The sequence below is a fragment of the Rhodococcus sp. K11/5 genome, assembly GCF_055193735.1.
The window spans coordinates 581,563-605,872 of record NZ_CM143721.1 but is presented as its reverse complement, the minus strand read 5'-3'; the positions used below and the strand labels follow the sequence as shown (position 1 = coordinate 605,872).

Genomic DNA, 24,310 nt, shown 5'->3' with positions numbered 1-24,310 from the left:
CGGTCAGTACGCCCCGTCGCTGCCGACGACCGCGCGCAGCGTCTTGAAGACGATGAGGATGTCACCGGTCATCGACCAGTTCTCCACGTACGACAGGTCGAGTCGGACCGTTTCCTCCCACGACAGGTCCGAACGGCCGCTGACCTGCCAGAGCCCGGTGATGCCGGGCTTGACCAACAGCCGCCGACGGACGTCGCCGTCGTAGGTCTCCACCTCGCGCCGCAGCGGAGGCCGTGGACCGACGATGGACATCTCGCGCTTCAGCACGTTGATGAACTGGGGCAACTCGTCGATGCTCAGCCGCCGCATCACTCGACCGACGGGCGTGATGCGTGGGTCCTCGCGCATCTTGAACAAGACGCCACCCTCGGACTCGTTGTGGGCGAACAGGTCCGCCACCTTGGTGTCGGCGTCCTGGACCATGGAGCGGAACTTGATCATCTCGAACGGCTTGCCGTCCAGCCCCATGCGCTCCGACCTGTAGAACACCGGGCCACGGCTGGTGGCCTTGACGAGGACCGCGACGATGATCAGCAGTGGTGCGACAGCGATCAGCGCGGCCACGGCGAAGGTGATGTCGAAGAACGTCTTGCCGAAGCGGCTCGCACCGTTGTACTGCGGCTTCTCGACGTGGATGAGGGGCAGCCCGGCGACGGGTCGCATGTGCAGACGGGGTCCGGCCACGTCCACCACGCCGGGTGCGACGACCAGATCGACGTTCATCTTCTCGAGGTCCCACACCATCCGCCGAATGCCGGCGTGGCCGATGTGGTCCGTTGCCGTCACCGCGACCGTGTCGGCGCCCGACGCCTCGATCGCTTCGAGGATGTCGTGCTCGGTACCCAGCACGGGAATCTCGAGTCCGTCGACGGACAGTTGGTCGTCGACGAGCTGGGTCCGCGGCAGGCACACTCCCACCACCGCGTATCCCGAACCGCCGTCGCGGTTGAACGAGCGCGCCATGGACAGCGCCGAGCTGTGGCTGCCGACGATGACGACGGAGGTGGTGAACTGCCCGCGGCGGCGACCGCTCGCGATGCGCTTGCGCCAGATCCAGCGACCGAGCAGCAGACCCACGAGCCCGACGGGCAGAGCGATGGCCAGGTAACCGCGAGCCAGATCGGCGCGGAAGATCAGAGACAGGATGGCCAGCAGGCCGAACAGCCGAAACGTCGCCGAGAGGATGCGCCGATACTCTTCCGCGCCCGACCCGACGACTCGCGGCGAGCGCGTCCGAAAGATGGACAGGAAGGCGAGCCAGGTGATGCCGAGGAGGATGGACACCAGGGTGTAGTTGCCGAGATCGGCGGGGTCGGTCAGATTACCGACGCCGAAGCGCACGACCTGGGCGCTGAGCAGGGCCGCGACGACCACCAGGGTGTCGGTGATGCGCAGGCCGTCGACGTATCCGCTCTCCCAGTCCCGACGCGACTCGACGCGGCGAAACCGTCGGGCGCGTACGCCGGTGCGCTCGGTCGCCTCGGCGGGAGCCGACTGCGCGGAGTCGAAAACCGTCACCTGTAACCCCGTCCTGTGCGCGTGGTCCGTTTCCCCTCGAACGGCCCCTGTCGAAGCCTATTGCCTCGAGTGACGACCCGCACAGACAAGCACAGTGCAGCGCCTCACACCTGTACTTCGGACATTCGGTGCCGGTCGTTACGTTTTCGGCTGCACGGATACACAGAAGAACCGGCTCAGGGTTTGCGACCGCTCACATAGAAGACGATGCGATCGGCGACGTTCACGACCTGATCGGCGTATCGCTCGAAGTAGCGTCCCAGCAACGCGATGTCGACGGCGCGGGTGACGTCCTCGCCGCGCTCGTCGGCGGACACGGTCTCCACCACCAGCGACTTGAGGTGATCGACGCGATCGTCCATGGATTGGAGTTCCGCGATGGAGTCGAGATCGTTGGTCTCGAGCGCCCGCAGGACACGTCGGGACATGTCCAGGCACAGGTCGCTCATCTCGCGGAAGTGCGGCCGAAGATCGGCGGGCACCACGTCGTCCGGGAAGCGACGACGCGCGGCCTCCGCGATGTGCACGGCCAGCCCGCCCATGCGCGCGAGGTCGCTGCTGATGCGGACGGCGGAGAAGACGCGACGCAGGTCTGCGGCCACCGGGGCCTGCAGGGCGAGGACGGTGACGGCCTGCTCTTCGCACTCGAGGCCCAGTTCCGCCAGGGCGTCCGCGTTGGCGATGACGCTTTCGGCCGAGCGGAGATTGCCGTCGAACAGGGCCGCGGACGCACCCGTCAGCGCCGTCTCGGCTTCCGCCGCGAGCGTGCACAGGTCGGCGCTCAGGCCGTCCAGTTGCGCCAGGTATGCGTTCCTCATGAGCTGATCACTCCCCACTGCGTTCGGCCCACGCCGAACCGCAGACGATACTCCTGTACCCGCTACCGGCACCGTTCACGCAGCAAGGGCGCGATATCTGCCGCCCGTATCGCTGCCGAGAAGTACCACCCCTGCGCCGCGGTGCAGCCGTTGCGGCGCGCCGCGGTGAGCTGATCCAACGTTTCCACGCCTTCGATCACCAGGCTGCGCCCGGTGTCGGACGCGAAGCCGGCCAGTGCCTTGATGAGCGAGTCGCCCGCCGTGGTGCCCAGGGTGCGGGCGATCGCAGAGTCGATCTTGAAGCCGTCGACGGGATACTCCAGCAGCCGCTCCAGCGAGGAGAAGCCGATGCCGATGTCGTCGAGCACCACCCGGAATCCACGCTCGTGCAGCGCCGTGATGAAGCCCTCGGCGTGCATGCGGTCCACGAGCGACGGCGTCTCGGTCAGTTCGAACACCACGGCCGACGCCGGCACCCCGGACTGCGCGACGATCTGCTCGAGGTGCGCCACTCCGTCCGGTGCACCGAGGTGGCGGGCCGAGAGGTTGACGTGCAGGTTCAGGTACGGGGACGTCTCCAGCCACGGACCGAAGCTGCGCAATGCGGCCTGCAGGATCGAGTGGTCGACGTCGATCTCGAGGTCGCTACCCGCGATCGCGGGCAGGAACGCGTCGGGACCGAGCATACCGAGATTCGGCCGTTGCCAGCGGGCAAGGGCCTCGACAGCCACGATGCGACCGGAGTCGATGTCGACCACGGGCTGAAACCAGGGCTCGATCTCGTCGAGGTGCAGGGCGTCGGCGATCTTGACGCCGGCGGACCCCACGGTGCGTCGACGATTGCGGATCGCCTCGAGGTAGTGCTCGACCATCCGGCCGAATTCGGCGAGCGACGTCTCGAGCCTCGCGGTGTTCTCCCGAGGTCGGTCGTCGAACACACAGAGCGTTCCGACGATCACTCCCTCGCGCCCGTACAGCGGGACACCCAGATAGGACCGCAGCTCGTACGCCAGCAGTGTCCTCGCGGTGGCGCTCACGGCGTCGTCCTCGGAGAACTGGGACACGACGGAATCGGGGACCGACAGCGCCTTCCGACTCTCCAGAACGAAGGTGCACGTGGTGGTGTCCCGGGCCCTGACGTACGGATCGTCGTCGTCGAAGCCGTGTCGCGCGAGGGTGTACTGGGTGGTGTCGTCCAGGATGTTCACCATGGCCGAGTCGAAGCCGAGTGCTCCGGCGGCCGCGCTGACCAGCGTGTTCAGTGACTCGTCGAGCACCGAATAATCGGCGTAGTTGCGAGCGGACTCGGCCTGACGTTGCAGTGCGGTCCTGTGCATGAGGCCTCCATCCATCCCATTCTCGACGTGTCGATCGACACGCCCGAAGCCCCCTGTTACTACGTCTTCGTGTCCAACCCCCCGAGGTATCGGTTGTGAAGACGCAAAAGTTTCACTATTTCTGCACGTACATCTCACAACGATACGAGCAAACCGGGTAAAAGCCCGCATCATCTGCGAAGTAGCTGCCACAGGCTCCCCCGTTTGTTCCCCGTACGGCGGTTTTCTTCCCCCGATCGGTGAGAAACCTCGCCGAGTGGGTATGCCGGTCCCATGACGGCGAACTTGGATGAGAGGCCGCGAATCGACGAGCAGACCGCAGCGACTTCCGGGCACGACGCGACCCCCGGACACGATGCGGTCACCGAGCTGTCCATCGACGACGTCCCCGCCGAACCTCGGCGACTCACCGCGGTCCGTTCCACCGTGCTGTCGTGGCTCCGGGCACTGGGTATCGACGAGGACCGCAGCCAGGACGTCATCCTCGCCACGTACGAGGCCCTCGCCAACAGTGTCGAGCACGCGTACGTCGGTGGCGCCGAGGCGGCTCCGCACAATGTGACGGTGCACGCCCGCTACGCCGGGAAGTCGGAACTCACCGTGATCGTCGAAGACCAGGGAACGTGGATGGTGCCGGATCACGACCCGCGCCGCGGACGCGGCATTCCGCTCATCCAGGCACTCGCCGACGGCGCCGAGGTCAGCTCGGACTCGACGGGAACCGTCGTTCGGATGCACTGGAATCTGTAGGCGGTGCCTCCCGGGCCGCTCAGTGCACGAGGGCGTGCGACCGCCGGCTCGGGGCCACCACCGGCACCCGGCCCGAATCCGCTGCTCGACGCGCGGCCAGCAACGCGGCACCTTTCGCCGCGAACGTCTGAGGATCCGGCGGCATGATCATGCGTTCGCCCCATTCGCGGGCGTAGACACCCCGGAACAGCGGTAGGTTGGCCGGTCCTCCGGCGAGCACGACGCCGTCGATGCGACGACCCGACGCCCGCAGCACCGTCGACACCCATTCCGCAGTGTCGGTCACGTAGTCGAGCATCAGTCGATCGACGGTGGTCCGCCAGATGTTCACCGTGCCGCCGACGAACGGTCCGCCCACCCGCACCACCCGATGCAAAGCGAGCATCTCCATCGCCCAGTCCACACCATCGCTCAACTGCTCGGCGGCCGTGGCGGACATCGGCTCCGACGACGCGTACGCCGCCATCACGTGCTCCAGAATCGTGTCGGCGAACGCGCTGCCGCGGAACCGATCGGTCCACGTCGCGTCGTGCACGTAACCGGTCGAGACGTCCACGACCGACACCGAGGTCCCGCTCTTGCCCGTGTCGACCACGGCCACCGTGGTCCCCGGCTCCACGAGACCGCGCATCCGCAGGTAGATCAGCTGGGCTCCGAGCTCCGACGCCAATCGCACGCATCCGCCGTCGAACACCGACAGGGCCGTGTGCCCGATGCGGGACTGCGGGTCGTCCGGGACCACCAGCACCGCGCTCGACCGATCACCGTCGTGACGGTCGCAGATCGAGGACACGAACTGCACGGCCGAGGCGAGCCGGTCGTCCCCCGCGGCACCCGCCACCGATTCGGTGCCGAGCAGCGCCCGACCCATCGGATCCATGATCGCCGCGCGCACGGCCGACGCCCCCAGCGACACCCCCACCACTGCTCGCATGTTCCGCCCCGTCCTCGACTCGACCTGATCGAATCATAGGGAGGTAAACCGTCGTTCGTATTGTTTCGAGCGTCTATCGATCACTTCTGGTTGGTTTCACAACGCCGAGGGGGTTTACCCCACCGCGGACTCGTCGAGGCTCGGTCCGGCGCCGACGGTGTCACTGGGTTCTTCGTCGGGGACCGGGTCGCTGGGCGCGGGGTCGGAACTCTCCGGCGCGGGGCTGCTCGTCCCACCGCCGGTGGGAGCGGGGGTGCCACCGGTCGTGGTGCCCGCACCGCCGGTGCCCGGATTGCCGGTGCCCGGATTGCCCGCGCCGCCGCCTCCCGATCCCCCGGTGGCGGCTCCACCCGGACGGCCCAGCGTCGGACGCGTCACGGGCGAGCGGTCCCGTGTCGGCGACGCGTTCTGCGGTGCGGCGCCCGGGGCGGCAGCCTCGGGAGCGATGTCGAACGGCACCGCGCCTCCGAACGGCACGGCACCACCGTCGGCGGCTCCGCCCGTGGCCGCGCCGCCGTTCGAGACCGCGCCGGGGGTGGATGCACTGCCCGGTGTCCGGCCGTTCGGCGCCGCCGCGCCGGGGGCCGCGGTGTCGGATCCCACGGAAGCGTCTGCGGGTGACACTGCCTGCGGCAGAGCCGATCCCGGCGTCGTACCGGAACTCGCCGGCCTCGACCCATCGGTGGATTCCGACAGCGGCTGCGTCACGCCGACGGAGTCCGGCGCCTGCGCACCCGCGACCGACCAGATCGCGACCGATCCCGCCAGCAGCGCCGCGGCGATCCCGGCGCCCACCACGGCGAGGCTGCGGCGCCGATCGTGCGCGGCCGGCGGCGGTGGTGACTCGAGCAGCACCGGGGCCGCTGCGGTCGAACCGAGTTCGCCGTCGTCGTCGCTCCCGGCCGACCACATCGCGGCGCCGACCGCAGACGGGTAGGCCGTGTCCAGCTCGGCATGGTCCACCAGATCGACCCCGGTGAAGAACTGCCGTTCGAGGGCGTCCGCGATCGACGCGCGTTGTGACGGATCCCGATACGCGACCGCTGCGGACTCGACACTGAGGTCGGCGCGGGTCGCGCGGAGCAGCATCACCCCGACCGCCGCGGCCACCGCGTCGCCCACCCCGGACTCGATGGGCGTCGTGCGGTCGTCCACCGGACCCAACTGCGGAAGTTCGCTGTCCACCAACGCCGCGGTCACCTCGGTGTCGGTCGCGGACAAGCCCAGAACTATGTGCATGGTGAATCCTCTACCTGCAGGGTGTGCGCGACGGCCGGTGCCGTCGGCGGTGACGTTCGGGTGCGACCGGTGATCGGTTCCGCGTTCATCCGGGTGCGCCGCCGGACGTCGACGACGGCGGCTTGGAAGCGGAATTCGTGCTGGAGTGCGTCGTGGTCGTGCTGGTTCGCGTCGACGTGGCCGAAGATGACGTCGTGGTCGCCGACGGCACCGCGGTGGGGGCCGGGTCCGGACGCGACGGGCGCGGGGTGGCCCGCGGCGGCGTGTCGGGGCGACCCTGCGCCGCTGCGTTCGGCCGCGAGGTGCGCGGGCGCTGTTCGGCGGGTGTGTCGGCGTCGGGAATCGGGGTGCTCGCCGCACCGACCGGAGGTTCGACGATCGATTCGGGGGCCGTGGACTCGGTCGTGGTGTCGAGCCCGGTCGCGGTATCGGTCGAGGTGTCCACCGCGTCGTCCGGGGGCGTGAGCGGCGGTTCGAGGGACGGCGCCGCGGGAGGTGCCGTCGGCGCTTCCGTGACCGCGGCGATGTCGACCGGCTCGGTCATGACCGCACGATCCGGGGCACGCACCGGTTCGACGTCACCGCGTCCCGACGCGCCGGCCACCGCACCGAACGTCGCGATGGCGGCCAGAGCGGCGGCGCCGACCAGGACGGCGGGGCGCGCGCGGCGGCGGTTCTTGGAGGCACGGTTCTGCGATGAACGGTTCTTCGAGGCACGGCGCGTGGTGGGCGGGGCCGGCGTGCGGGACGTGGGGGTACGAGGCGTTGGGAGCCGGGGCTTGGTGTTCTCGGGGGCCGGGCTGTTCTCGGGGGCCGGGCCGGCGGTGATCGGCGCGAACGACGTCGTGTCCGCGTCGTCTCCGGCGAAGTCTGCTGCGACCGGGGTCAGGACGGTAGCGGAGGCGAGGGCGCTGGCCGACGTGAGAGATGCATCGACCGGGGGTGGCGACGCCGGAACCGGAATGACCCTCGACAGGTGCGCGGCGCCGATGGCAGCGAACAGGTGCGGCCACCGCGGAGTGATCACGGGGACGCTCACCGCGGTGGCGACCGCGCGTTGGACGAGAGGGATCGAGGCGCCCCCACCGACCAAGAGCACGGCGTCGACGTCGGCGCTCACGGCCGCGGTCACCGCAGCGATCACGGTGAGCAGAGAGGGGCCGACGATGTCCTCGAACTCGGTGCGCCGCAACCGAACCGACGGTGCGAGGAACGGTCCGGACAGGTCGACCGCGCGCTCGTCGGACAGCATCTCCTTGGCGATGGCGCAATCGCGACCCAACCGGCTCATCGCGTCGGGCGTCATCTTCTCCGCGGCGCCGTAGGTCACGGCCAGATGGTCGAGGATCGCCATGTCGCAGCCGTCGCCCGAGAAGTCGTCGTGACCGGAACTGGCGTGGAGTTGCCCGGTGTACGCGTCGAGAACGTGGATGCGGGTACCGGTGCGGCCGAGATCGACGACGGCAATGGTGCGGGCCGCGTCGAGCCGTCCGTCGACCCGAGCGGCCGCGAGGAACGCATCGCACTCGCTGATCAGCCGCGCCCCCGGCTCGGCGTACGTATCGGCCGGGTCACCACCGACGGCCAGGACCGGTGTCTCCCGACCCATCGTGCGCGCCAGATCGGCGGCCGCCTCGATCGCGGAGTCCAACGGGCGGTCCATCGAGATCGGGGCGAACTGGGCGTCGGTGACGTGGCCGTCCGGCGACACGAGGACCCCGCGCACACACCCGGTGCTCACGGACAACCCGAAGCTCGTCGACGAACCGAACGAGTCGGACGTACCTGGGGTCATGGTTCACCGCCATCGGGGCCTCGGGAGGACTGTACGGACCGACCAAGACTACGACGTCAAACAGGCTTGGGCAACGTAACAACCCGAGAAAACAAACTTTCCGTCTATTTCGAGAAGTTCAGATACGCCTTCGACGGGGTGGGTCCGCGCTGGCCCTGGTACTTCGAACCGACGCCGGAACTGCCGTACGGATTCTCGGACGGGCTGGACAGCCGGAACAGGCACAACTGTCCGATCTTCATGCCGGGCCACAGCGTGATGGGCAGGTTCGCGACGTTCGACAACTCCAACGTGATGTGTCCGCTGAACCCCGGATCGATGAAGCCCGCCGTCGAGTGGGTGAGCAGGCCCAACCGGCCCAACGACGACTTCCCCTCCAGTCGACCGGCGAGATAGTCCGGCAGCGTCGTCAGTTCGAGCGTCGACCCCAACACGAATTCACCGGGATGCAGCACGAACGGCTCGCCCTCGTCCGGCTCGACCAGCGACGTCAGCTCGTCCTGGCGCAACGACGGGTCGATGTGCGTGTAGCGGGTGTTGTTGAAGACGCGGAACATCTTGTCGAGGCGCACGTCCACGCTCGACGGCTGCACCATGGCGGGGTCGAACGGGTCGATTCCGAGATTGCCGGCGTCGACCTCGGCCTTGATGTCACGATCGGAGAGCAGCACGCAGTGAAGGGTAATGGGTCGAGCAGGGGTCGGCGGACCGTGCGCCGCATGCGAGGGCGCCCTGATAACCTGGGCTCGCACCGCTGCGGTGGTGCACGCCGATGTAGTTCAATGGCAGAACATCAGCTTCCCAAGCTGAATACGCGGGTTCGATTCCCGTCATCGGCTCCACGAGTTCCCTCGTCTCGGATGAGCGGCCGCGAATCCGCACCGGTTGCCGTACGTTCGCACCGGTTCCAGCGCGCTGCAGGCGGTGCGGATCGATGCAAGGTGTGCGAATCCGACGTGCGACCGAATCCGGCGCGCAACCAAACCCGAGCGCTCAGGTCGCCGCGATCCTCCTCATCACCGACCGCCCGACGTTCACCACCGTGCACCGATCGAAGGTGATCGCGAAGCGGAAGCGGCGCTCCGCCTCGGGCCCGCCGTCCCCGAGATCGCGCGCCACCAAGGCCACGTAGTACTGCTGCCCCACCAACACCAGCGTCCACTCGTCGACGAACGGCTCGCCCACCGCAATGCTCGTGCCGCGCACGCCCGGCGCCGGGCATGCCTCCATGCCCACCCCGAGCACCGCGACGAACGGATTGCGTTGCGCCAGAGCGGCATACCGGTCGGCGGTACCGCTGGTGAACCGCCGGATGTCGCCGAACCCCGCCAATACGGTGAGCGGCTCGGGCACCTCGGCGGCCTGCTTCTCGAGAAACAGACACAGTCGCAGCAGACCCTCTTTCGTGGACTCGAGCGAGCGCCCGGTACTCAACGCGTCGGACGGGAAGGCCGGCACGTCGAAGCTGTGCGAGAGCAACGGAATCGACGGCCGAGCCCGATGCGGCACCCACCGGGGCAGCGACCGCCGCGCCCGGCGCGGCAACGGTGCCGGTCGACCGTAGGACCAGCCCTGCGCGAGCGTCGCGCCCAGGGAGCGCGCCCGCACGCGCTGGGCATCCGTCTCGACTCCCTCGGCGAGCACGGTCGCGCCCAACGACTGCGCGTAGGCCGTGACACCGACGACGACGCGCATCTGATCGTCCGTCGGCACGTCGGCCAACAGGGAAGCGTCGAGCTTGACCACGTCCGGCGCGATGAGGGACAGCAGGGCCATCGACTCCGGTGCTGCGCCGACGTCGTCGAGCGCGATGCCCAATCCGCGAGCGCGCGCCGCCTCCACCACCGAGATGAGTTCTGCCGGGTTCTCGAGCAGCGCGCGTTCCGTCAATTCCAGGACGACCCGCAGACCGTGGGCGTCCGGGCCGAACACGTCTTCGCCCGCAGCCAACGCAGCACCCAGAGTATCGGGCTCGAGATTGACGAAAAGGGTCGTTCCGGGCTGCAAGCGCTTCGCGGCCTTCATCACCGCGCGGCGGCACGCGGCGTCGACCTCGACGATGCGGCCGAGGCGGCGAGCGGCGACGAAGACGGAGGTGGGGTCGACGCCGGGCTCGGCGGGCCAGCGCGAGAGCGCCTCGTATCCCACGACGCGTCCGGACTCGATGTCGACGATCGGCTGGAACAGCGGCACCACCGCGGCCGCCGATTCGACCGATGCGAGAACGCGCCGAGCCTCGGCAGGCTCGATCTCGCCGGCGTTCGCGTGCACCGAACCCCCGATTCGGTCGAGACCGGGCATTCGGTACCGGTCGGACGTGACCGATTCGAAGCTGTCGCCGTGCCGGATGGTGTCGGGGACCACAGGCCGCGTCGGGACCGCTCGAGGTGGGTAATCCGATGCGTCGGCACCGTGGTGTCCGGGCATCGACCCACCTCTCTCGAACGGAAAGCAACCCTGTGAACCGAGTACTGCTGTGAACCGCCGCAACGTCTCTGCCCGACTCGATGTCGACGTCACCGCGCCGACCACCCTGGAATTCCAGATCGCCGTCGCCCCGCACCCGGGCGCGACGGTCACCGAATCCCTGACCTTTCTGCTCGACGGAACCGCGGTGCACCCTACGGAGGTCGCCGGGTCGCACGGCAACCGCATCCATGTCCTCGAGGTCGGTACCGGCAACCTGACGGTCGACTACTCGGCGACCGTGGACGGCGCCGCGGAGCCCGCGCCCGTCACCGAGCTCGATCGCTCGATCTACCTGCGTCCTAGCCGATACGCGGAGGCGGACAAGTTCTTCGGGTTCGCCGCCACCGAGTTCGGCGGGGAGTCCGACGACGAGGTGCTGCTGGGGAAGATCTCCGACTGGGTGGGCCGACGCCTGTCGTACGTGCCCGGCAGCAGCGACCCCATCGACGGCGCGGCCGACACTCTCCTCGCGGGGGCGGGCGTGTGCCGCGACTACGCCCACCTGGTGGTCGCGATGCTGCGTGCGCTGAACGTTCCGGCCCGCCTGGTGGCCGTCTACGCGCCCGGCTGCGACCCGATGGACTTCCACGCGGTCGCGGAAGCGCTCGTCGGGGACACCTGGCGCGTCGTCGACGCCACCTGCCTGGCCCCACGCTCGACGCTCGTGCGCATCGCCACCGGGCGCGACGCGGCCGACACCGCGTTCCTGGACAACCACAAGGGCGCGATCACGTTGAACAGCTCGACGGTGACCGCGGTGGTGGACGGCGAGCTGCCGACGGACGACATCACGGAGCTCGTCGCTCTGACGTGAAGCCCTGCCCGGGCGCCCGCAGATTCGTACCGCTCGGATCGGGGTAGTTCCACGCGACGGCCCGTGGTGAAGAAACCGCCACGGGTCGCGTGAATCGGGTTCCCACCGTAGGTGCACGTCTCGGTGGGGACTCGATTTCGGTTCGGAGCGCATGCGCTGGTCGGACCGCGTGTCTGAGGGTCGTCACGGCCCGACCATGGTGGTCTCCGCCACGCCGGGTTACCGTTACCGGACGAACCGGGAAGTGGGACACGAGATGACGACGAGACCTCGAGCGGCGCGCACGGCGTCCGACGCCGAATCCTCGCTGGTCGAGGAGTGGCCCGACGGCACCGTCTCCACCCCCGAGAAAGATCCGTTCTACCGTCCGCCCACGGGCTTCGAGAACGCCGATCCGGGAACGGTTCTGCGTCGTCGGCCGGTTCGGCTCGCGCTGCTCGGCGTCATCCCCCAGCGCGTGTCCGCCTGGCAGTTGCTCTTCCGCACGCAGGACCTCGAGGGCCGCGCGTGTGCGAGCGTCACCACGATTCTGACGCCCGAGACCACCGAGCCCGTCGGAGGGCGGCCACTGCTGTCGTACCAGTGCGCCATCGACGCGGTCGCGGATCGATGCTTCCCCTCGTACGCGCTGCGAGCGGGAGCGCGGGCACGCGGCGCCCTCCCCCAGTTCGAACTGTTCATCATTCTCTACGCGCTGCGGCGCGGTTGGGTCATCTCCATTCCCGATCACGAGGGGTCCGACGGGCACTGGGGAGCCCCGATGGAACCGGGGTACTGCACCCTCGATGCCGTACGCGCCTCGCTGTCCTGCGGGCTCGTAGGCCTCGATTCCTCGACACCCGTTGCGCTGTGGGGTTATTCGGGTGGCGGCCTCGCGACGTCGTGGGCCGCGGAGACGGCGGGCGACTACGCACCGGAGCTCGACATCGTGGGCGCGGCGCTGGGGTCGCCCGTGGGTGATCCCGCATCGGCGTTCGCCCGGCTCAACGGCACGTTCTACGCGGCGCTCCCCACGATGGTGGTGGCCGGCCTGCGCCGGACGTACCCCGCACTCGACCGCACCATCCGAGAGCACGTGGAGCCGAAGGGCCTGGCCATCCTGGACTCCGTGCAGCGCATGACGACGATGCACGCGATGGTGCGCCTGGCGAAGCACGATCTGGATCAGTACACGACTATTCCGCTCGCCGACGTCATGGCCACGCCGGAACTGGTGCAGATGTTCGTCGACATCCAACCCGGCCGCAGCGCACCGGATTTTCCGCTGCTGGTGGTGCAGGCCGTTCACGATCCGATCATCGCCGCCGACGACGTCGACGGTCAGGTGGAGCGGTACCGCGACGCCGGTGCGCACGTGACGTATCTGCGCGATCGACTCAGCGACCACATCATGTTGCATCCGCTGTCGACCCCGCTGAACCTGGACTGGATCGCGGATCGCTTCGCGGGTCGACCGCTGCCCGCGCCTCGCACCGAGACCGTGTGGTCCACAGCGCTCTCGGTGCGCGGCATCAGCGGGTTGCTGTCCTTCGGCCTGACGGCCGGAAAAGCGTTGGTGGGCCGACCACTTCGTTGAAGCCGGCCCAGTTCGGTTCGGTTCGGTTCGCGGAGAGAATCAGGAAGCGAGGCGCTCGGCGACCTTCTTGCCGATGCCGGAGGTGACGGCGGTGGTGCGCTGCTGCTCGCCCTGCTGGGTGCCGAGGAGCACGACGGCTCCGGTGAGCACGGGGATGACCCACTGCGTGATCTTCAGGTTCTTCTGGGCCGCGGCGACGTCCTTCGGGGTGGACGCCGTGGGCGTGGTCGCACCGGCGGTGACGGCGTCCTGACCGGCTGCCCCCACCTTGGCACCGAGTGCGCCGCTGTAGAACGTGACGCCGGCGGCAGCGAGGGTGATCACGGTCTTGACGGCGGTGTTCGCGCCGACGCCGGACTGGTGGGCCACGCGGCCGCGGTTCTCCAGAATCAGGCCCAGACCACCGATGGCGTGCAGACCGATGGCGGCCGCGTTGATGGGGGCCCACTTGGCCCAACCCGCTGCGGCGACGCGAGCGCGGTCCTTGGAGTCCTCGACCTCGTCGGCTGCGCCGTTGACGCCGAGGGCTCCCATGAGTGAACCGCCGAACCAGGCTGCTGCGCCGATGTCGTGCATGGATCGAACTACGATGTTGCTTGTCGACATGGTGTCTCCTCGGGATTCGGCGGTCCTCGGATCAGTGGCCGCCACGCCTTGGGTACCCGAGTCCGGCAACCCCAACCCTGGTCACGGCGTTGCTTCGTGTCCCCGCCGGCCGTGGGTGCGGCGATCCTGCTTCATCTCCGCCTCGAAGACATGCCTACGGCCGCCCTGCAATTCGTCGCGAATACGACGCTCGTGCTCGCGCACCGTGGTCCAGTAGTTGTCGTCGAAATCCTCGACCAGCTGGAAGGTCCACCGACCCTCGACCACGTTGCGGCCGATGATCTCGCGCTCGAGGCGGTCGGCGGCATCACCGTGTCCGGCTTCCCTGAGTTCGTCTGCGGCGCTGCCCATCTGGAGATCCGCGTGGCCCATCAACTGATGGAAGCTGTACAGGTGTCCACGAGCGCGTTCCACCCATTCGAGAGCTTCGGACACCGACCCCACCGCGGAGACGGTGGCATCGTCCACCCCCTCGGGCCGGAGATGGTTCTGGCTCGTTCGTTCACGCTCGTCGGTCATGACCGTGCGAGTACCCCGAACGGTGCCCGAGGAATCGTCAGGGACGGGTGATGAGCTGTGCGATGCGCGTGATCTCCTCCACCGCAAGCGGTTCCGTCCCGATGATCACCTGACGGGCCAACAGGGAGTCGATCGACATCGCGAGCAGTTCCGCCGACGCGACGGTGGCCGGCCGACCCGATGCGGTCAGACCGTGGACGACCAGCGCGACGAACGCGGCTCGTTGACCGTCGAACACAACCTTGAGTTCCGGGCGGTACAACCCCTCGCCGAGCAGGTGGTGGCGGGCCACGACCCGCGCGCGATGGGGCTCGTCGCACATCTGCGTCACGAAGCCCACGATCGCGTCGACGACGTGAGGCTCGCTCCAGTCCGTCAGAGAGAAGTGACGCACGGCCACCTCCAGGTCACCGCGGAAGACCTCCTCGAGGGCGAGGGAGAGCAGCGCACCACGGTTGGGGGCGTGGTAGTTGACGGCCCCGGCGCCGAGGCCGACCGCCTCGTCGACCGCGCGGTGGGTGAAGCCGCGGGGCCCGCGCTCGGCGAGCACGCGCACCGCGGCCTCGGCGATGACCGAGCGCCGGTCCCCCGACCGGCCCGGCTTCCCACTGACGCTCATCGCAGACACGGTAGTCGTGCGCGACGATCCTCGGTCCTCATGCGCCGTGCGAACCCCCCTGCGGTTCGCCACGGCGGCCGTACTCTCCGCCAACTCGGGACCCGAGATGACGGCCGTTGAGATACAACCACGACTCGCACCGTCTCGCACGCTCTTCGATCGCCGAATCGGCCGGTTGACAGGATTCCGGTCACGGCGTTGTCTGTACAGATGTTGAGAAACGGGGATCTCGGACGGCGTCGGTTGCTCACGGCGGGGGCGGTGCTGGCGGTCGCGTCGGTGGTGGGGGCGGCGACGGGGACGGCGGCGCGCAGCTCCGCGTCCCCGCTCGGCAGCGCATCGGGCCCGAACTGCACCGAGCGTTATCAGGGCTATCGCGCCGAGGACCGGCGCCGGCCGTACGCCGCGTACATGGCGGACAGCACCACACCGGCACCCGAGTCGGTCCGCACCGCGTTCGCGGGCCCCCCGATACCGGCGGACGCGGTTCCCCCGTTCGAGACCCTCGCCACCGATCTCTCACCCACGGGCACCTCCGCCGTCGAGACCGGGTACGGGCGGGCCCGCGACGGCGTCACCTTCGTCGCTGTGCACACCCCGATGCCGCGCGTGACCGCGGCGATGTGGGACTGGTGGTTCGGCTGGCACTCCACGGAAGCGGCACGCTACAAGTTGTGGCATCCCGACGCGCACCTGCACGCCTCGCTGCGTCGGGACCGCACCGGGGAGGCCGTCCCCGACCGCGAGAAGTACATCGGGAACACCACCTACGTCGACGAGTACGTCGGCCCCAAGTTGCAGCAGTTGGCCATCCAGTTCCGCGACCCGCTCGCACACGGGTTCGACGTGCCCGACGGTCAGACCGTCGTGTTCGGCCGGGTCGGAAGCAGCATCGCCCCCGTCGACCTCGGGTGGCTCGCCCATCAGGTGCGGCCCACACCCGACGGCGCCGAAATGCGCTCGCGCTTCTACCTCAACCTGCGCGGACTCAAGGTTCCCGACGTCTCGCAGGCGGCCTGCGCCGTCGCTCGCGGCGCGACGGTGGACCCGGCAGACCTCGATCTCGGCCTCGACCTCGGCCGCGACCTCCTGCTGCACTGCGGACAGGAGATGAACCACCTGGCGGGATTCCTGCCGGAGCTCCACGCAGAGTTCTCCTGACGGGTGGTGCGCCACACCCGGGCCGACGGGTCGGCGACGGGGGTTGGCGGCGGGGAGCCCCGGGTATCCGTTCCGAACCCATCGGAAGGTTTCTCTTGCGCATTCTGGTCACCGGATCCACCGGATACATCGGCTCCCGGCTCGTCCCCGCCCTCATCGCCGACGGACACGAGGTGTTCGCCGCCATGCGCGACGACGGGAAGGCCGCGTCGTTCGCGTGGGGCGAGAAGGTCACCCCCACCCACTTCGACATCACCGATCCCGGCTCCATCGACGCCGCCGTCCGCACCATGGACACCGTCGTCTACCTCGTGCACTCGATGGACGACGGCGACTTCGTCGAGAAGGACCGCGAGGCCGCCGAGGCCGTCGCCAGGGCGGCGGAGACGCACGGCGTCGGGCGCATCGTGTACCTCTCCGGCCACGTTCCGGACGACGACATGAACCTCTCCGACCACATCCGTTCGCGGCTGCAGGTGGAGAAGGTGTTCCTGAACTCCACCGTCGACGCCACGGTGTTGCGTGCGGCGATCATCCTCGGTTCGGGATCGACGTCGTTCGAACTGGTGCGACGCATGGTCGAGCGACTCCCGGTCACACCCATTCCCAGCTGGATGGTCAAGAAGGTCCAACCCATCGCGACCGCCGACGTCGTGGACATCCTCGCCGACGCCGCGGGCGGTGAGTCGACGCCCGGCTCGTTCGACATCGGCGGCACGGAGGTCCTCACCTACCCGGAGCTGTTGCAGCGCTACGCGTCGATCGCGCGGCTGAAGCGTCGGCAGTTCACGGTCCCGCTGCTTCCCACGCCGCTCGTGGGCCGAGCCGTGGCCACCATCACCGCGATGCCGCCGGGGACGGTGATCTCCCTCGTCGACAGCCTGCACCACGACATGATCGTCCGCCGCGGTAACGCCGCGACCGACACTTTCGCTCGCGCCGCGCACCCGCTGATCGGACTGGACGAGGCCATCACCCGTTCGCTGACGGCCACCGCACCCGAGGGCACCGAGACCGAGGGCACGACGGATCCGCAGAACGCGGCCGACACCGACCCGTCCTGGGCCGGCGGCATGGTGCGCCTCGAGAACGGCGGCGTGGTGCACGACGCGCCCTCCCGGCTGCGAGGGGTGCTGCTCAACCCGATGTGATGGCGCCCCCCGGGGGGGAGGATTCACGACCGCGTGGTCGGGTACCCCACGACGATGACCCACTCTCCTGGTTCCGCGTCCGCCGATCGACCTGCCGTCGATCAATACACCATGCGAGATCCGCTGCTGGCGTTCGCAGTTCCGGACCGGGAGGGTCAGCCTGCTCTCGAACACCCCGGCCTGACCGCCGACATGCGGACCACGCCGGACCACGGCGAGGACACCTACCGCGGATCCGGTCGACTCACCGGTCGCAAGGCGCTGATCACCGGCGCCGACAGCGGTATCGGCCGCGCCGTCGCCCTTGCCTTCGCCCGCGAAGGCGCCGACGTGGTGATCAGTTACCTCGAAGCGGAGGAGACCGACGCACTCGAGACGGTGCGTCTGGTGGAGCAGGCAGGACGCCGCGCGGTGAAGGCACCGGGCGACATCACCACCGAACAGCATTGCGCCACACTGATCGACACCGCGATGAGCGAACTCGGCGGGCTCGACATCCTGGTCAACAACGCCGCGTTCCAGATGGCGCAGAGCGGCGGCATCGCGGACATCACCTCCGACCAGTTCGATCGAGTGCTCAAGACCAACCTGTACGCGCTCTTCTGGTTGAGCAAGAAGGCCGTGGCCGTCATGGAGCCGGGGTCGACGATCGTGAACTCGTCATCGGTACAGGGCGTCAACCCCTCCGCGGAACTGATGGACTACGCCACCACCAAGGCCGGGATCATCAACTTCTCCAAGGGGTTGGCCAACGACGTCATCGCCAAGGGCATCCGGGTGAACGTCGTTGCGCCGGGGCCGATCTGGACTCCACTCATCCCTGCGACGATGCCGGCCGACAACGTCGCCGGTTTCGGTGACCAGGTCCCGATGAAGCGACCCGGTCAGCCCGCGGAGCTCGCACCCGCCTACGTCTTCCTGGCGTCGGGCGAATCCAGCTACATCACCGGACAGGTCATCGGCGTCACCGGCGGCGCCCCGATCACCTGATCCACCCACCACACGAATCGAAGGACCACCATGAAGGCAGTGACCTGGCACGGCAAGCGCGACGTGCGCGTCGACACCGTCCCCGACCCCATCATCCAGCAACCGACCGACGCCATCATCGAGGTGACCTCGACGAACATCTGCGGGTCGGACCTGCACCTCTACGAGACGCTCGGCATGTACATGAACGAGGGCGACATCCTCGGCCACGAGCCCATGGGCATCGTGCGCGAGGTCGGCCGCGGCGTCGACAACCTCTCGGTCGGCGACCGCATCGTCGTTCCGTTCCAAATTGCCTGTGGCAGTTGCTACATGTGCGACAAGAAGCTCCCCACCCAGTGCGAGACCACCCAGGTTCGCGAGCAGGGTACGGGCGCAGCGCTGTTCGGTTTCTCGGAGCTCTACGGCAGCGTTCCCGGCGGCCAGGCCGAACTGTTGCGCGTGCCGCAGGCGCAGTTCACGCACATCAAAGTGCCCGAGGGACCGGACGATTCGCGTTTCGTCTACCTCTCGGACGTGCTGCCCACCGCATGGCAGGGCGTGCAGTACGCAGACGTTCCCGACGGTGGCTCGCTGACCGTCATCGGCCTCGGCCCCATCGGTGAGATGGCCGCGCGCATCGGCGTCCACCTCGGCTACGACGTGATCGGCGTGGACCGCGTACCCGAGCGCCTCGCCCGCGCCCGCAGCCGCGGTGTCCGCACCGTGGACCTCGCCGAGCACGGCGGACGTGTCGGCGACGTGATCCGCGACATGACCGACGGGCGCGGTACCGATTCCGTCGTCGACGCCGTCGGCATGGAAGCGCACGGGTCACCGGTGGCCAAGGCCGCACAGACACTGGCCGGACTGCTGCCCGACGCGGTGGCCAAGCCCTTCATGGGCAAGGCCGGGGTGGACCGTCTCGGTGCCCTGTACTCCGCGATCGACATCGTCCGCCGCGGCGGCACGATCTCCATCTCGGGTGTGTACGGCGGCATGGCCGACCCGATGCCCATGATGACGATGTTCGACAAGCAGGTGCGCCTGCACATGGGACAGGCCAACGTGAAGCGCTGGGTCGACGACATCATGCCGCTGCTGACGGACGCCGATCCGCTCGGTGTGGACGATTTCGCGACGCACACGATTCCCCTGGATCAGGCGGCGCACGGATACGACATCTTCCAGAAGAAGACCGACGGTGCGATCAAGGTGATGTTGAAGCCCTGATCCTCGGATGACCCGGTGACTCGTTGATCGAGCGACCCGGTGCCCGGTGTCGGGTCAGACGATGGGGACCAAGCGGGTGACGCCCAGGATCTCCAACGTGCGGCGCATGCGAGGTGACGGTGCGATCACGGCCCGCACCGCCCCGGGATGAGCGGCGGCAACGGTTTCGATGACCGTGACACCGGCGGAGCTGAAGAAGTCGACGCCCGACAGGTCCAGCACGAAGCCCGGCGTCGTGCGAGCCGCGGTGGTCATCGCGTCGTGGAGTTCCGGGGCCGTCAACAGGTCGATGTCGCCCGTGACGGCCAGAATGCCGTCGGACTCGGTGGTCGTGAGGGCGGTCGTCGTGAGGGCGGTGGTGGCGAGAGTGGTCATGCGGGTGTTCCTTTGCGCGCGTACTGCTCGGCTCGAGGTAGGAGCTGGAAGCAAAGGCCCGTGGTCTGGACCGCCAGTGAGACAAGTCTGACGCAGGTAGGTGACGGCGCAACTAACTCGTACATCACGTTCAGGTAACGGCGGGTCACGGATCGGTAACGGTGACTTGTGAGCCTTGCGCCACCCGCCCCGCACGAGTGAGGGGCACCCTCGATCCGTCTCGCGACATCAGGGTGCCCCTCACTCGGGCCAGCGGGACCGCCGAGCGGCCGAGCGGCCGGGGGACGGGCCGAGCGTCAGGCGAACGGACGCAACGCGTCGATCGCCCGCACCGGAGCACGCCCGAGCAGCCGCGCGAGATCGCCGGACTCGGTGTCCAGATTCCCGCGGGCGATGCCGGCATCGGCGCTGGCGAGCATCTCCGCCACCGCGTCGGGCAGGCCCGCGTCCTTCAGTGCTGCCACGTGATCGGCCGCGGAGAGGTCGGTGTAGGACACCTCGGCCCCGATCAGCTCGCCCACGACGGCCGCGAGCTCGGTCAGGGTCAACCGCTCGTCGCTGCCGAGTTCGTACACCTGTCCGCCCTGATCGTCGGCAACGAGAACCGCGGCCGCCGCAGCGGCGAGGTCTGCGCGCGCGGCACCGGCGACACGGCCGGTTCCGGCACTACCGATCACGGTTCCGGTATGGCGCGCCACGTCCAGGTTGGACGCATAGTTCTCCCAGTACCAGGAGTTTCGCAGCAGCGCGACCTGCAACGACGACGCGGCGAGCCGCTTCTCCGTAGCGAGATGCTCGGGGGCGAGGCTGATGGACGAGGTGTCCGCGGCGAGCACGCTGGTGTAGGCCAGGAAGGTCACCCCGGCGGTTTCCGCGGCAGCGATGACCGTCTCGTGTTGCTCGACACGCCGACCGAGCTCGGAACCCGAGACCAACAGGACGCGATCGACTCCGGAGAACGCCGCGGTGAGAGCGTCGGCATCGGAGTAGTCGGCGACCCGAACCCGTACGCCGCGCTCGGCCATGGACGCCGCTTTGGCCTCGTTGCGAACGACGGCCACGATGTCCGAGGCCGCCACCCCGCGGTCGAGGAGTTCGGAGACGACGAGCGAGCCGAGCTGTCCGGTGGCGCCGGTTACCGCAATGGTGGTCATGGCATTTCCCTTCACGTGATCGAGCGCCCGGCGACGACCGTCGGACGCTTCCTCGTCACTATGCACTTACTTTTAGTGCAGTGCAAACTTCACGTGGGGTACTGGCCGCGCAGTGCTATGGTGGGGTCATGACCGACGCGACTCCGAGCCTGGAAGCCGACGTGTTCTCCCGCAACTGTCCGTCGCGGGAGACCGTGCAGGACATCACGAGTCGCTGGGGACTGCTCGCCCTCGGAGCGTTGGCCGAGGGCGACTACCGGTTCGGAGCCCTGCGGCGGCGCGTCGACGGCGTGAGCGAGCGGATGCTCTCGCAGACCCTGCAACGTCTCGAGCGCGATGGGCTCGTGGTGCGGACGGTCCTCGAAGCCATTCCCCCGAAGGTCGAGTACAGCCTCACCGACCTCGGACGCGACGTCGCTTCCCGCATCGTCGATCTGATCGAACTCGTGGAGACCAACATGCCGACCGTCGCCGCGTCGCGGGAGACCTTCGACTCGCGCTGAACACACACCCGCTGAACACACATCCGCCCCCACTGCCGACAGGAAGTGGGGGCGGATGCGTGCTGCGAGGTGGAGGGGTGGGTCAGTTGCCCCGACCCGTTTCGCCCTGGAGGCGATCGATCATCTCCGAGGCCTGCGCCTTCGTCAGGTTCTCCGGAACTTCTTCCTTCGCTTCCCTGGCCAGGGTCTCCAGGTAGCTCTTCTGCGGTCCGGTCATCGACTCGTCACCGGTGACCCAGTCGGAGGGATCCTTCTCCGCGTTCAGGTCGGTGGGCTCGGGCTGGGTGCTGTTGGCGTCGCTGTCGCTCATGCGTTCGACTACCCCTCCCCGATCGGCGCCAAACACCCCCCCACAAGCCGGTGCGGCGACGCTGTGAGATGAACAAATCGTCTATTGGCGTGCTTTGTCAGCGAAATCCAAGACAACGGTGCTAAGAACGACGTGTGACTGTGGTTCTGCTCGTATTCGCGACATGGGTCGTACTGGGTATTGTGGCGGCCATTGTTTTGGGTCGCGTGCCCCGCCGTGCCGACCGGGAGGAACTCGGATCCGAGCGTGCCTGGGACATCGGAGAACTGACCGATGACGCGGGCGCGACAATGACGTCACCCGCCATTGATTCCGCGTCCGACAAAGGACCGACCGGTCCGGGTTCGGCGCCGGCCACCGAAACCGGGCGATAACCCGATTTCACCCCGGAATTCCATTTCCGGCGCGGAAAATTGCGCGGGGCCGCTCACAACACCACCGACCCCGCGCCCCCGCCCGAGCCGGGCGCCAAGGTTCGGTACACCGCCGCGAGCCGAGCGACGGCCGTGGCCAGCAACTCCTCGTCCTGCGTGAAGGGCAGCCGAACGTACCGCTCGAAGGCCCCCTCGACACCGAAGCGAGGGCCGGCGGCGATCACCACCCCGCGACTGGGCGCCACCGCGGCGAGCGCCGTGGACACCGCCGCGGGCATCTGACACCACAGCGACAGTCCGCCGGGCGCATCGTCGAACGTCCACTCCGGAAGCTCTCGGCGCACCGCGTCGACCAGCGCGGCACGGTGTCGGCGCAGCTCGTCGCGTCGGGCGTCGAGGATCGCATCGTGTTGCTCGATGAGGGCGACGCACGCGAGCTGGTCCATGATCGGCGTGCCGATGTCCACCGCGGCGCGGGACGTGGCGAGCCGGGCGATCAAGGACGGGGCCGCACGGATCCACCCCACACGCAGGCCGCCCCAGTACGACTTCGACGCCGACCCGATGGTCACCACCGTCGCCGGATGCCCCACCGACGCGACCGGCGGCGGGGGTGGCGCGTCGATCCACAGGTCGGCCATCGACTCGTCGACCACCAGTGTCATGCCGGTCGCCCGCGCGACGGACGCCAGCGCGGCCCGGCCGTCCGCGTCCAGCAGCGCCCCGGTGGGGTTGTGGAAGTCCGGAAGCACGTACGCCATGCGCGCCGAGGTCTGCGTCGCCGCGCTGCGGATCCCCTCCACGTCCCACACTCCCGACGGCAACAGGGGCACCGGAACCGGCCGAGCCGCGGTGCGGCGCAACGCTTCCAACGCATTGGGGTAGGTCGGGTGGTCGACGACGACCCGATCCCCCGGCGACGCGAGGACCTCGAGCAGCAACCGCCATGCCTGCTGCGCCCCCGAGGTCACCATCACCTGATCCGCGGTGGTCGGCAATCCCCGCTCCGCGTACCGTCGAGCGATCGCCTCGCGGAGAACGGCCAAGCCCACGGGTTCGATACCGTGGCCGGAGTAGTATTCCGGAAGCTGTTCGAGCGCAACGGAATACGCGCTCGTCACGGCATCTGAGGGAGCGGTGACGGCGGCGTGTGTCATGTCGATGACGGGACCCGCCGAGGCGAACACCGGCCCCGCGGCCGCCGTGCCGCGCGCGCGATCGGGCATGGCCACCGTGCTGCGCGATCCCTGCCGGCTGCGCAGATAGCCCTCGTCCCGCAGGAGCGCGTAGGTACTGGTGACGGTGGTGCGGGACAGATCGAGTTCCTTGGACAGGTCGCGTTCGCTGGGCAGCGCGACACCGAGGGGGATACGACCGTCGTGCACCAGCAACCGGATGCCGTCGGCGAGGGCGCGGTAGACCGGGCGCTCGCGAGGTCGGCCGGATCCACCGTCGCCGCGCCACCGACCCAGATCACGGGAGAGGGAGGACGCGCCGATCACCCGAGTCACCATGCAGGCCAGTATCGACCGAACTGGCCTTGCTCACCAAGTCCAGTCCGCCGCCGATGCAGGGCGGGCCCGGTCAGGCCGTGCGCACCTCACCCATGAGAAAGGCTCCGGTGCCGGGGAGCCATCCGACGGTGCCACCCTCGAAGACGCTGTACCGGCCGTGGCCGGTGGGCGTGCGCTTCTCGTTCGCCACCGGATAGCCCAGCGTCCCGCCGGGCCCTCCGTGGCCGAGGTACCAGGCGAGGATCTCGCCGTGCACCTCGTGCGCACTCCCCTCGGGCAACGCGAAGACGGTGGCGTGTTGGAACTCGAGCATGCCGCCGCCGCGCGGGCCGAGCATCAGCTCACCGGTGCGATGTCCGATCCAGGAGTGCTCGAGGGAGAACCGATCGAACTGGCACGCGAACACTTCGAGCCCGACGTACGTGCTGTCCATGGTGGACCTCCACCTTCGAAACGCCCAGCACCGCGATCGGAGGTGATTTGTCCGACTTCACAGTGCTGATACCGCACAGTATGAGCCATTCGCGCGGTTTCGTCACCATGTGACGTGAGATCTCCTGGACTTTCGTGCC

24 protein-coding genes and 1 tRNA gene are annotated in these 24,310 nt (G+C 68.6%); 9 read left to right on the top strand and 16 right to left on the bottom strand.

What is annotated here, in order from left to right; genetic code table 11:
• Positions 1–3 precede the first annotated feature (3 nt).
• From ACY466_RS02965 to ACY466_RS02955, 3 genes are all read right to left on the bottom strand, one after another.
• Positions 4–1,518 (bottom strand): sugar transferase, encoded by a 1,515-nt coding sequence (locus ACY466_RS02965; protein ID WP_463249726.1) that lies wholly within the window; start codon positions 1,516–1,518, stop codon positions 4–6.
• A 176-nt stretch (positions 1,519–1,694) separates the two neighbouring features.
• The gene (phoU, locus tag ACY466_RS02960) at positions 1,695–2,336 is read right to left on the bottom strand and encodes a phosphate signaling complex protein PhoU (protein ID WP_463249724.1); all 642 of its coding nucleotides are present in this window, start codon (positions 2,334–2,336) and stop codon (positions 1,695–1,697) included.
• Positions 2,337–2,398: 62 nt separating this feature from the next.
• The gene (locus ACY466_RS02955; RefSeq protein ID WP_463249722.1) at positions 2,399–3,673 is read right to left on the bottom strand and encodes a sensor domain-containing phosphodiesterase; all 1,275 of its coding nucleotides are present in this window, start codon (positions 3,671–3,673) and stop codon (positions 2,399–2,401) included.
• Positions 3,674–3,946: 273 nt separating this feature from the next.
• On the opposite strand from ACY466_RS02955, the gene ACY466_RS02950 reads away from it, so the two are divergent.
• Positions 3,947–4,423: an ATP-binding protein gene (locus tag ACY466_RS02950; RefSeq protein ID WP_463249720.1), complete on the top strand. Its 477-nt coding sequence runs from the start codon at positions 3,947–3,949 to the stop codon at positions 4,421–4,423.
• Positions 4,424–4,442: 19 nt separating this feature from the next.
• Here the strand turns inward: ACY466_RS02950 and ACY466_RS02945 are convergent, their stop codons facing one another.
• The 4 genes from ACY466_RS02945 to dcd all read right to left on the bottom strand — a co-directional run bounded on the left by ACY466_RS02945 (position 4,443) and on the right by dcd (position 9,062).
• Positions 4,443–5,357 carry an Hsp70 family protein gene (locus ACY466_RS02945; protein ID WP_463249718.1) on the bottom strand — a complete coding sequence of 305 codons (915 nt, stop codon included), beginning with the start codon at positions 5,355–5,357 and terminating at the stop codon, positions 4,443–4,445.
• A gap of 114 nt (positions 5,358–5,471) precedes the next feature.
• Positions 5,472–6,596 carry a hypothetical protein gene (locus ACY466_RS02940; protein ID WP_463249717.1) on the bottom strand — a complete coding sequence of 375 codons (1,125 nt, stop codon included), beginning with the start codon at positions 6,594–6,596 and terminating at the stop codon, positions 5,472–5,474.
• A gap of 85 nt (positions 6,597–6,681) precedes the next feature.
• Complete coding sequence (locus ACY466_RS02935) at positions 6,682–8,391, bottom strand: Hsp70 family protein (RefSeq protein ID WP_463249715.1); 1,710 nt, start codon at positions 8,389–8,391, stop codon at positions 6,682–6,684.
• Positions 8,392–8,495: 104 nt separating this feature from the next.
• Positions 8,496–9,062 carry a dCTP deaminase gene (gene dcd, locus ACY466_RS02930; protein ID WP_463249713.1) on the bottom strand — a complete coding sequence of 189 codons (567 nt, stop codon included), beginning with the start codon at positions 9,060–9,062 and terminating at the stop codon, positions 8,496–8,498.
• Positions 9,063–9,159: 97 nt separating this feature from the next.
• Here dcd and ACY466_RS02925 point away from each other — a divergent pair.
• Positions 9,160–9,233 (top strand) — tRNA-Gly (locus ACY466_RS02925).
• Positions 9,234–9,384: 151 nt separating this feature from the next.
• On the opposite strand, the gene ACY466_RS02920 is transcribed toward ACY466_RS02925, so the two are convergent.
• Positions 9,385–10,818, bottom strand: a complete 1,434-nt coding sequence (locus ACY466_RS02920) for a sensor domain-containing phosphodiesterase (protein WP_463249711.1) — start codon at positions 10,816–10,818, stop codon at positions 9,385–9,387.
• A 49-nt stretch (positions 10,819–10,867) separates the two neighbouring features.
• On the opposite strand from ACY466_RS02920, the gene ACY466_RS02915 reads away from it, so the two are divergent.
• Together ACY466_RS02915 and ACY466_RS02910 are read left to right on the top strand one after the other, a co-directional pair.
• Positions 10,868–11,674, top strand: coding sequence for a transglutaminase-like domain-containing protein (locus ACY466_RS02915; RefSeq protein WP_463249709.1), 807 nt, complete (start codon positions 10,868–10,870; stop codon positions 11,672–11,674).
• Between the two features lie 256 nt (positions 11,675–11,930).
• A complete protein-coding gene (locus ACY466_RS02910; protein WP_463249707.1) occupies positions 11,931–13,250 on the top strand; it encodes a lipase family protein in 1,320 nt (439 codons plus the stop codon).
• Positions 13,251–13,289: 39 nt separating this feature from the next.
• Here the strand turns inward: ACY466_RS02910 and ACY466_RS02905 are convergent, their stop codons facing one another.
• The 3 genes from ACY466_RS02905 to ACY466_RS02895 all read right to left on the bottom strand — a co-directional run bounded on the left by ACY466_RS02905 (position 13,290) and on the right by ACY466_RS02895 (position 14,994).
• Complete coding sequence (locus tag ACY466_RS02905) at positions 13,290–13,856, bottom strand: hypothetical protein (protein WP_463249706.1); 567 nt, start codon at positions 13,854–13,856, stop codon at positions 13,290–13,292.
• An 81-nt stretch (positions 13,857–13,937) separates the two neighbouring features.
• Positions 13,938–14,375 carry a hypothetical protein gene (locus ACY466_RS02900; protein WP_463249704.1) on the bottom strand — a complete coding sequence of 146 codons (438 nt, stop codon included), beginning with the start codon at positions 14,373–14,375 and terminating at the stop codon, positions 13,938–13,940.
• 37 nt (positions 14,376–14,412) lie between these two features.
• Entirely contained in the window at positions 14,413–14,994 is a 582-nt protein-coding gene (locus ACY466_RS02895) for a TetR/AcrR family transcriptional regulator (RefSeq protein ID WP_463249702.1), read from the bottom strand.
• A gap of 210 nt (positions 14,995–15,204) precedes the next feature.
• On the opposite strand from ACY466_RS02895, the gene ACY466_RS02890 reads away from it, so the two are divergent.
• The 4 genes from ACY466_RS02890 (at position 15,205) to ACY466_RS02875 (ending at position 19,508) form a co-directional block, all read left to right on the top strand.
• Positions 15,205–16,155: a DAPG hydrolase family protein gene (locus tag ACY466_RS02890; RefSeq protein ID WP_463249700.1), complete on the top strand. Its 951-nt coding sequence runs from the start codon at positions 15,205–15,207 to the stop codon at positions 16,153–16,155.
• A gap of 95 nt (positions 16,156–16,250) precedes the next feature.
• Positions 16,251–17,306, top strand: a complete 1,056-nt coding sequence (locus ACY466_RS02885; RefSeq protein ID WP_463249698.1) for an NAD(P)H-binding protein — start codon at positions 16,251–16,253, stop codon at positions 17,304–17,306.
• A 111-nt stretch (positions 17,307–17,417) separates the two neighbouring features.
• Complete coding sequence (locus ACY466_RS02880) at positions 17,418–18,296, top strand: SDR family oxidoreductase (RefSeq protein WP_463252119.1); 879 nt, start codon at positions 17,418–17,420, stop codon at positions 18,294–18,296.
• Positions 18,297–18,326: 30 nt separating this feature from the next.
• Positions 18,327–19,508, top strand: a complete 1,182-nt coding sequence (locus ACY466_RS02875) for an alcohol dehydrogenase catalytic domain-containing protein (RefSeq protein ID WP_463249696.1) — start codon at positions 18,327–18,329, stop codon at positions 19,506–19,508.
• 54 nt (positions 19,509–19,562) lie between these two features.
• Here ACY466_RS02875 and ACY466_RS02870 read toward each other — a convergent pair whose 3' ends face one another.
• Both ACY466_RS02870 and ACY466_RS02865 read right to left on the bottom strand, forming a co-directional pair.
• The gene (locus ACY466_RS02870; RefSeq protein ID WP_463249694.1) at positions 19,563–19,883 is read right to left on the bottom strand and encodes an STAS domain-containing protein; all 321 of its coding nucleotides are present in this window, start codon (positions 19,881–19,883) and stop codon (positions 19,563–19,565) included.
• Positions 19,884–20,179: 296 nt separating this feature from the next.
• Positions 20,180–21,037: an NmrA family NAD(P)-binding protein gene (locus ACY466_RS02865; RefSeq protein ID WP_463249693.1), complete on the bottom strand. Its 858-nt coding sequence runs from the start codon at positions 21,035–21,037 to the stop codon at positions 20,180–20,182.
• Between the two features lie 128 nt (positions 21,038–21,165).
• Here ACY466_RS02865 and ACY466_RS02860 point away from each other — a divergent pair, with 128 nt between their 5' ends.
• Positions 21,166–21,540 (top strand): winged helix-turn-helix transcriptional regulator, encoded by a 375-nt coding sequence (locus tag ACY466_RS02860; protein ID WP_463249691.1) that lies wholly within the window; start codon positions 21,166–21,168, stop codon positions 21,538–21,540.
• 82 nt (positions 21,541–21,622) lie between these two features.
• On the opposite strand, the gene ACY466_RS02855 is transcribed toward ACY466_RS02860, so the two are convergent.
• The 3 genes from ACY466_RS02855 to ACY466_RS02845 all read right to left on the bottom strand — a co-directional run bounded on the left by ACY466_RS02855 (position 21,623) and on the right by ACY466_RS02845 (position 24,171).
• Positions 21,623–21,850 carry a DUF3072 domain-containing protein gene (locus ACY466_RS02855; RefSeq protein ID WP_463249689.1) on the bottom strand — a complete coding sequence of 76 codons (228 nt, stop codon included), beginning with the start codon at positions 21,848–21,850 and terminating at the stop codon, positions 21,623–21,625.
• Between the two features lie 427 nt (positions 21,851–22,277).
• The gene (gene yczR / locus ACY466_RS02850) at positions 22,278–23,738 is read right to left on the bottom strand and encodes a MocR-like transcription factor YczR (RefSeq protein WP_463249687.1); all 1,461 of its coding nucleotides are present in this window, start codon (positions 23,736–23,738) and stop codon (positions 22,278–22,280) included.
• Between the two features lie 70 nt (positions 23,739–23,808).
• Positions 23,809–24,171: an LGFP repeat-containing protein gene (locus ACY466_RS02845; protein WP_463249685.1), complete on the bottom strand. Its 363-nt coding sequence runs from the start codon at positions 24,169–24,171 to the stop codon at positions 23,809–23,811.
• Positions 24,172–24,310 lie beyond the last annotated feature (139 nt).

Coding starts and splice junctions, on each gene's coding strand:
- phoU (WP_463249724.1), bottom strand. CDS start 2,336: ATGAGGAACGCATACCTGGCGCAACTGGACGGCCTGAGCGCCGACCTG.
- ACY466_RS02955 (WP_463249722.1), bottom strand. CDS start 3,673: ATGCACAGGACCGCACTGCAACGTCAGGCCGAGTCCGCTCGCAACTAC.
- ACY466_RS02950 (WP_463249720.1), top strand. CDS start 3,947: ATGACGGCGAACTTGGATGAGAGGCCGCGAATCGACGAGCAGACCGCA.
- ACY466_RS02945 (WP_463249718.1), bottom strand. CDS start 5,357: ATGCGAGCAGTGGTGGGGGTGTCGCTGGGGGCGTCGGCCGTGCGCGCG.
- ACY466_RS02940 (WP_463249717.1), bottom strand. CDS start 6,596: ATGCACATAGTTCTGGGCTTGTCCGCGACCGACACCGAGGTGACCGCG.
- ACY466_RS02935 (WP_463249715.1), bottom strand. CDS start 8,391: ATGACCCCAGGTACGTCCGACTCGTTCGGTTCGTCGACGAGCTTCGGG.
- ACY466_RS02920 (WP_463249711.1), bottom strand. CDS start 10,818: ATGCCCGGACACCACGGTGCCGACGCATCGGATTACCCACCTCGAGCG.
- ACY466_RS02910 (WP_463249707.1), top strand. CDS start 11,931: ATGACGACGAGACCTCGAGCGGCGCGCACGGCGTCCGACGCCGAATCC.
- ACY466_RS02905 (WP_463249706.1), bottom strand. CDS start 13,856: ATGTCGACAAGCAACATCGTAGTTCGATCCATGCACGACATCGGCGCA.
- ACY466_RS02900 (WP_463249704.1), bottom strand. CDS start 14,375: ATGACCGACGAGCGTGAACGAACGAGCCAGAACCATCTCCGGCCCGAG.
- ACY466_RS02895 (WP_463249702.1), bottom strand. CDS start 14,994: ATGAGCGTCAGTGGGAAGCCGGGCCGGTCGGGGGACCGGCGCTCGGTC.
- ACY466_RS02890 (WP_463249700.1), top strand. CDS start 15,205: ATGTTGAGAAACGGGGATCTCGGACGGCGTCGGTTGCTCACGGCGGGG.
- ACY466_RS02880 (WP_463252119.1), top strand. CDS start 17,418: ATGCGAGATCCGCTGCTGGCGTTCGCAGTTCCGGACCGGGAGGGTCAG.
- ACY466_RS02875 (WP_463249696.1), top strand. CDS start 18,327: ATGAAGGCAGTGACCTGGCACGGCAAGCGCGACGTGCGCGTCGACACC.
- ACY466_RS02870 (WP_463249694.1), bottom strand. CDS start 19,883: ATGACCACTCTCGCCACCACCGCCCTCACGACGACCGCCCTCACGACC.
- ACY466_RS02865 (WP_463249693.1), bottom strand. CDS start 21,037: ATGACCACCATTGCGGTAACCGGCGCCACCGGACAGCTCGGCTCGCTC.
- ACY466_RS02860 (WP_463249691.1), top strand. CDS start 21,166: ATGACCGACGCGACTCCGAGCCTGGAAGCCGACGTGTTCTCCCGCAAC.
- ACY466_RS02855 (WP_463249689.1), bottom strand. CDS start 21,850: ATGAGCGACAGCGACGCCAACAGCACCCAGCCCGAGCCCACCGACCTG.
- yczR (WP_463249687.1), bottom strand. CDS start 23,738: ATGGTGACTCGGGTGATCGGCGCGTCCTCCCTCTCCCGTGATCTGGGT.
- ACY466_RS02845 (WP_463249685.1), bottom strand. CDS start 24,171: ATGGACAGCACGTACGTCGGGCTCGAAGTGTTCGCGTGCCAGTTCGAT.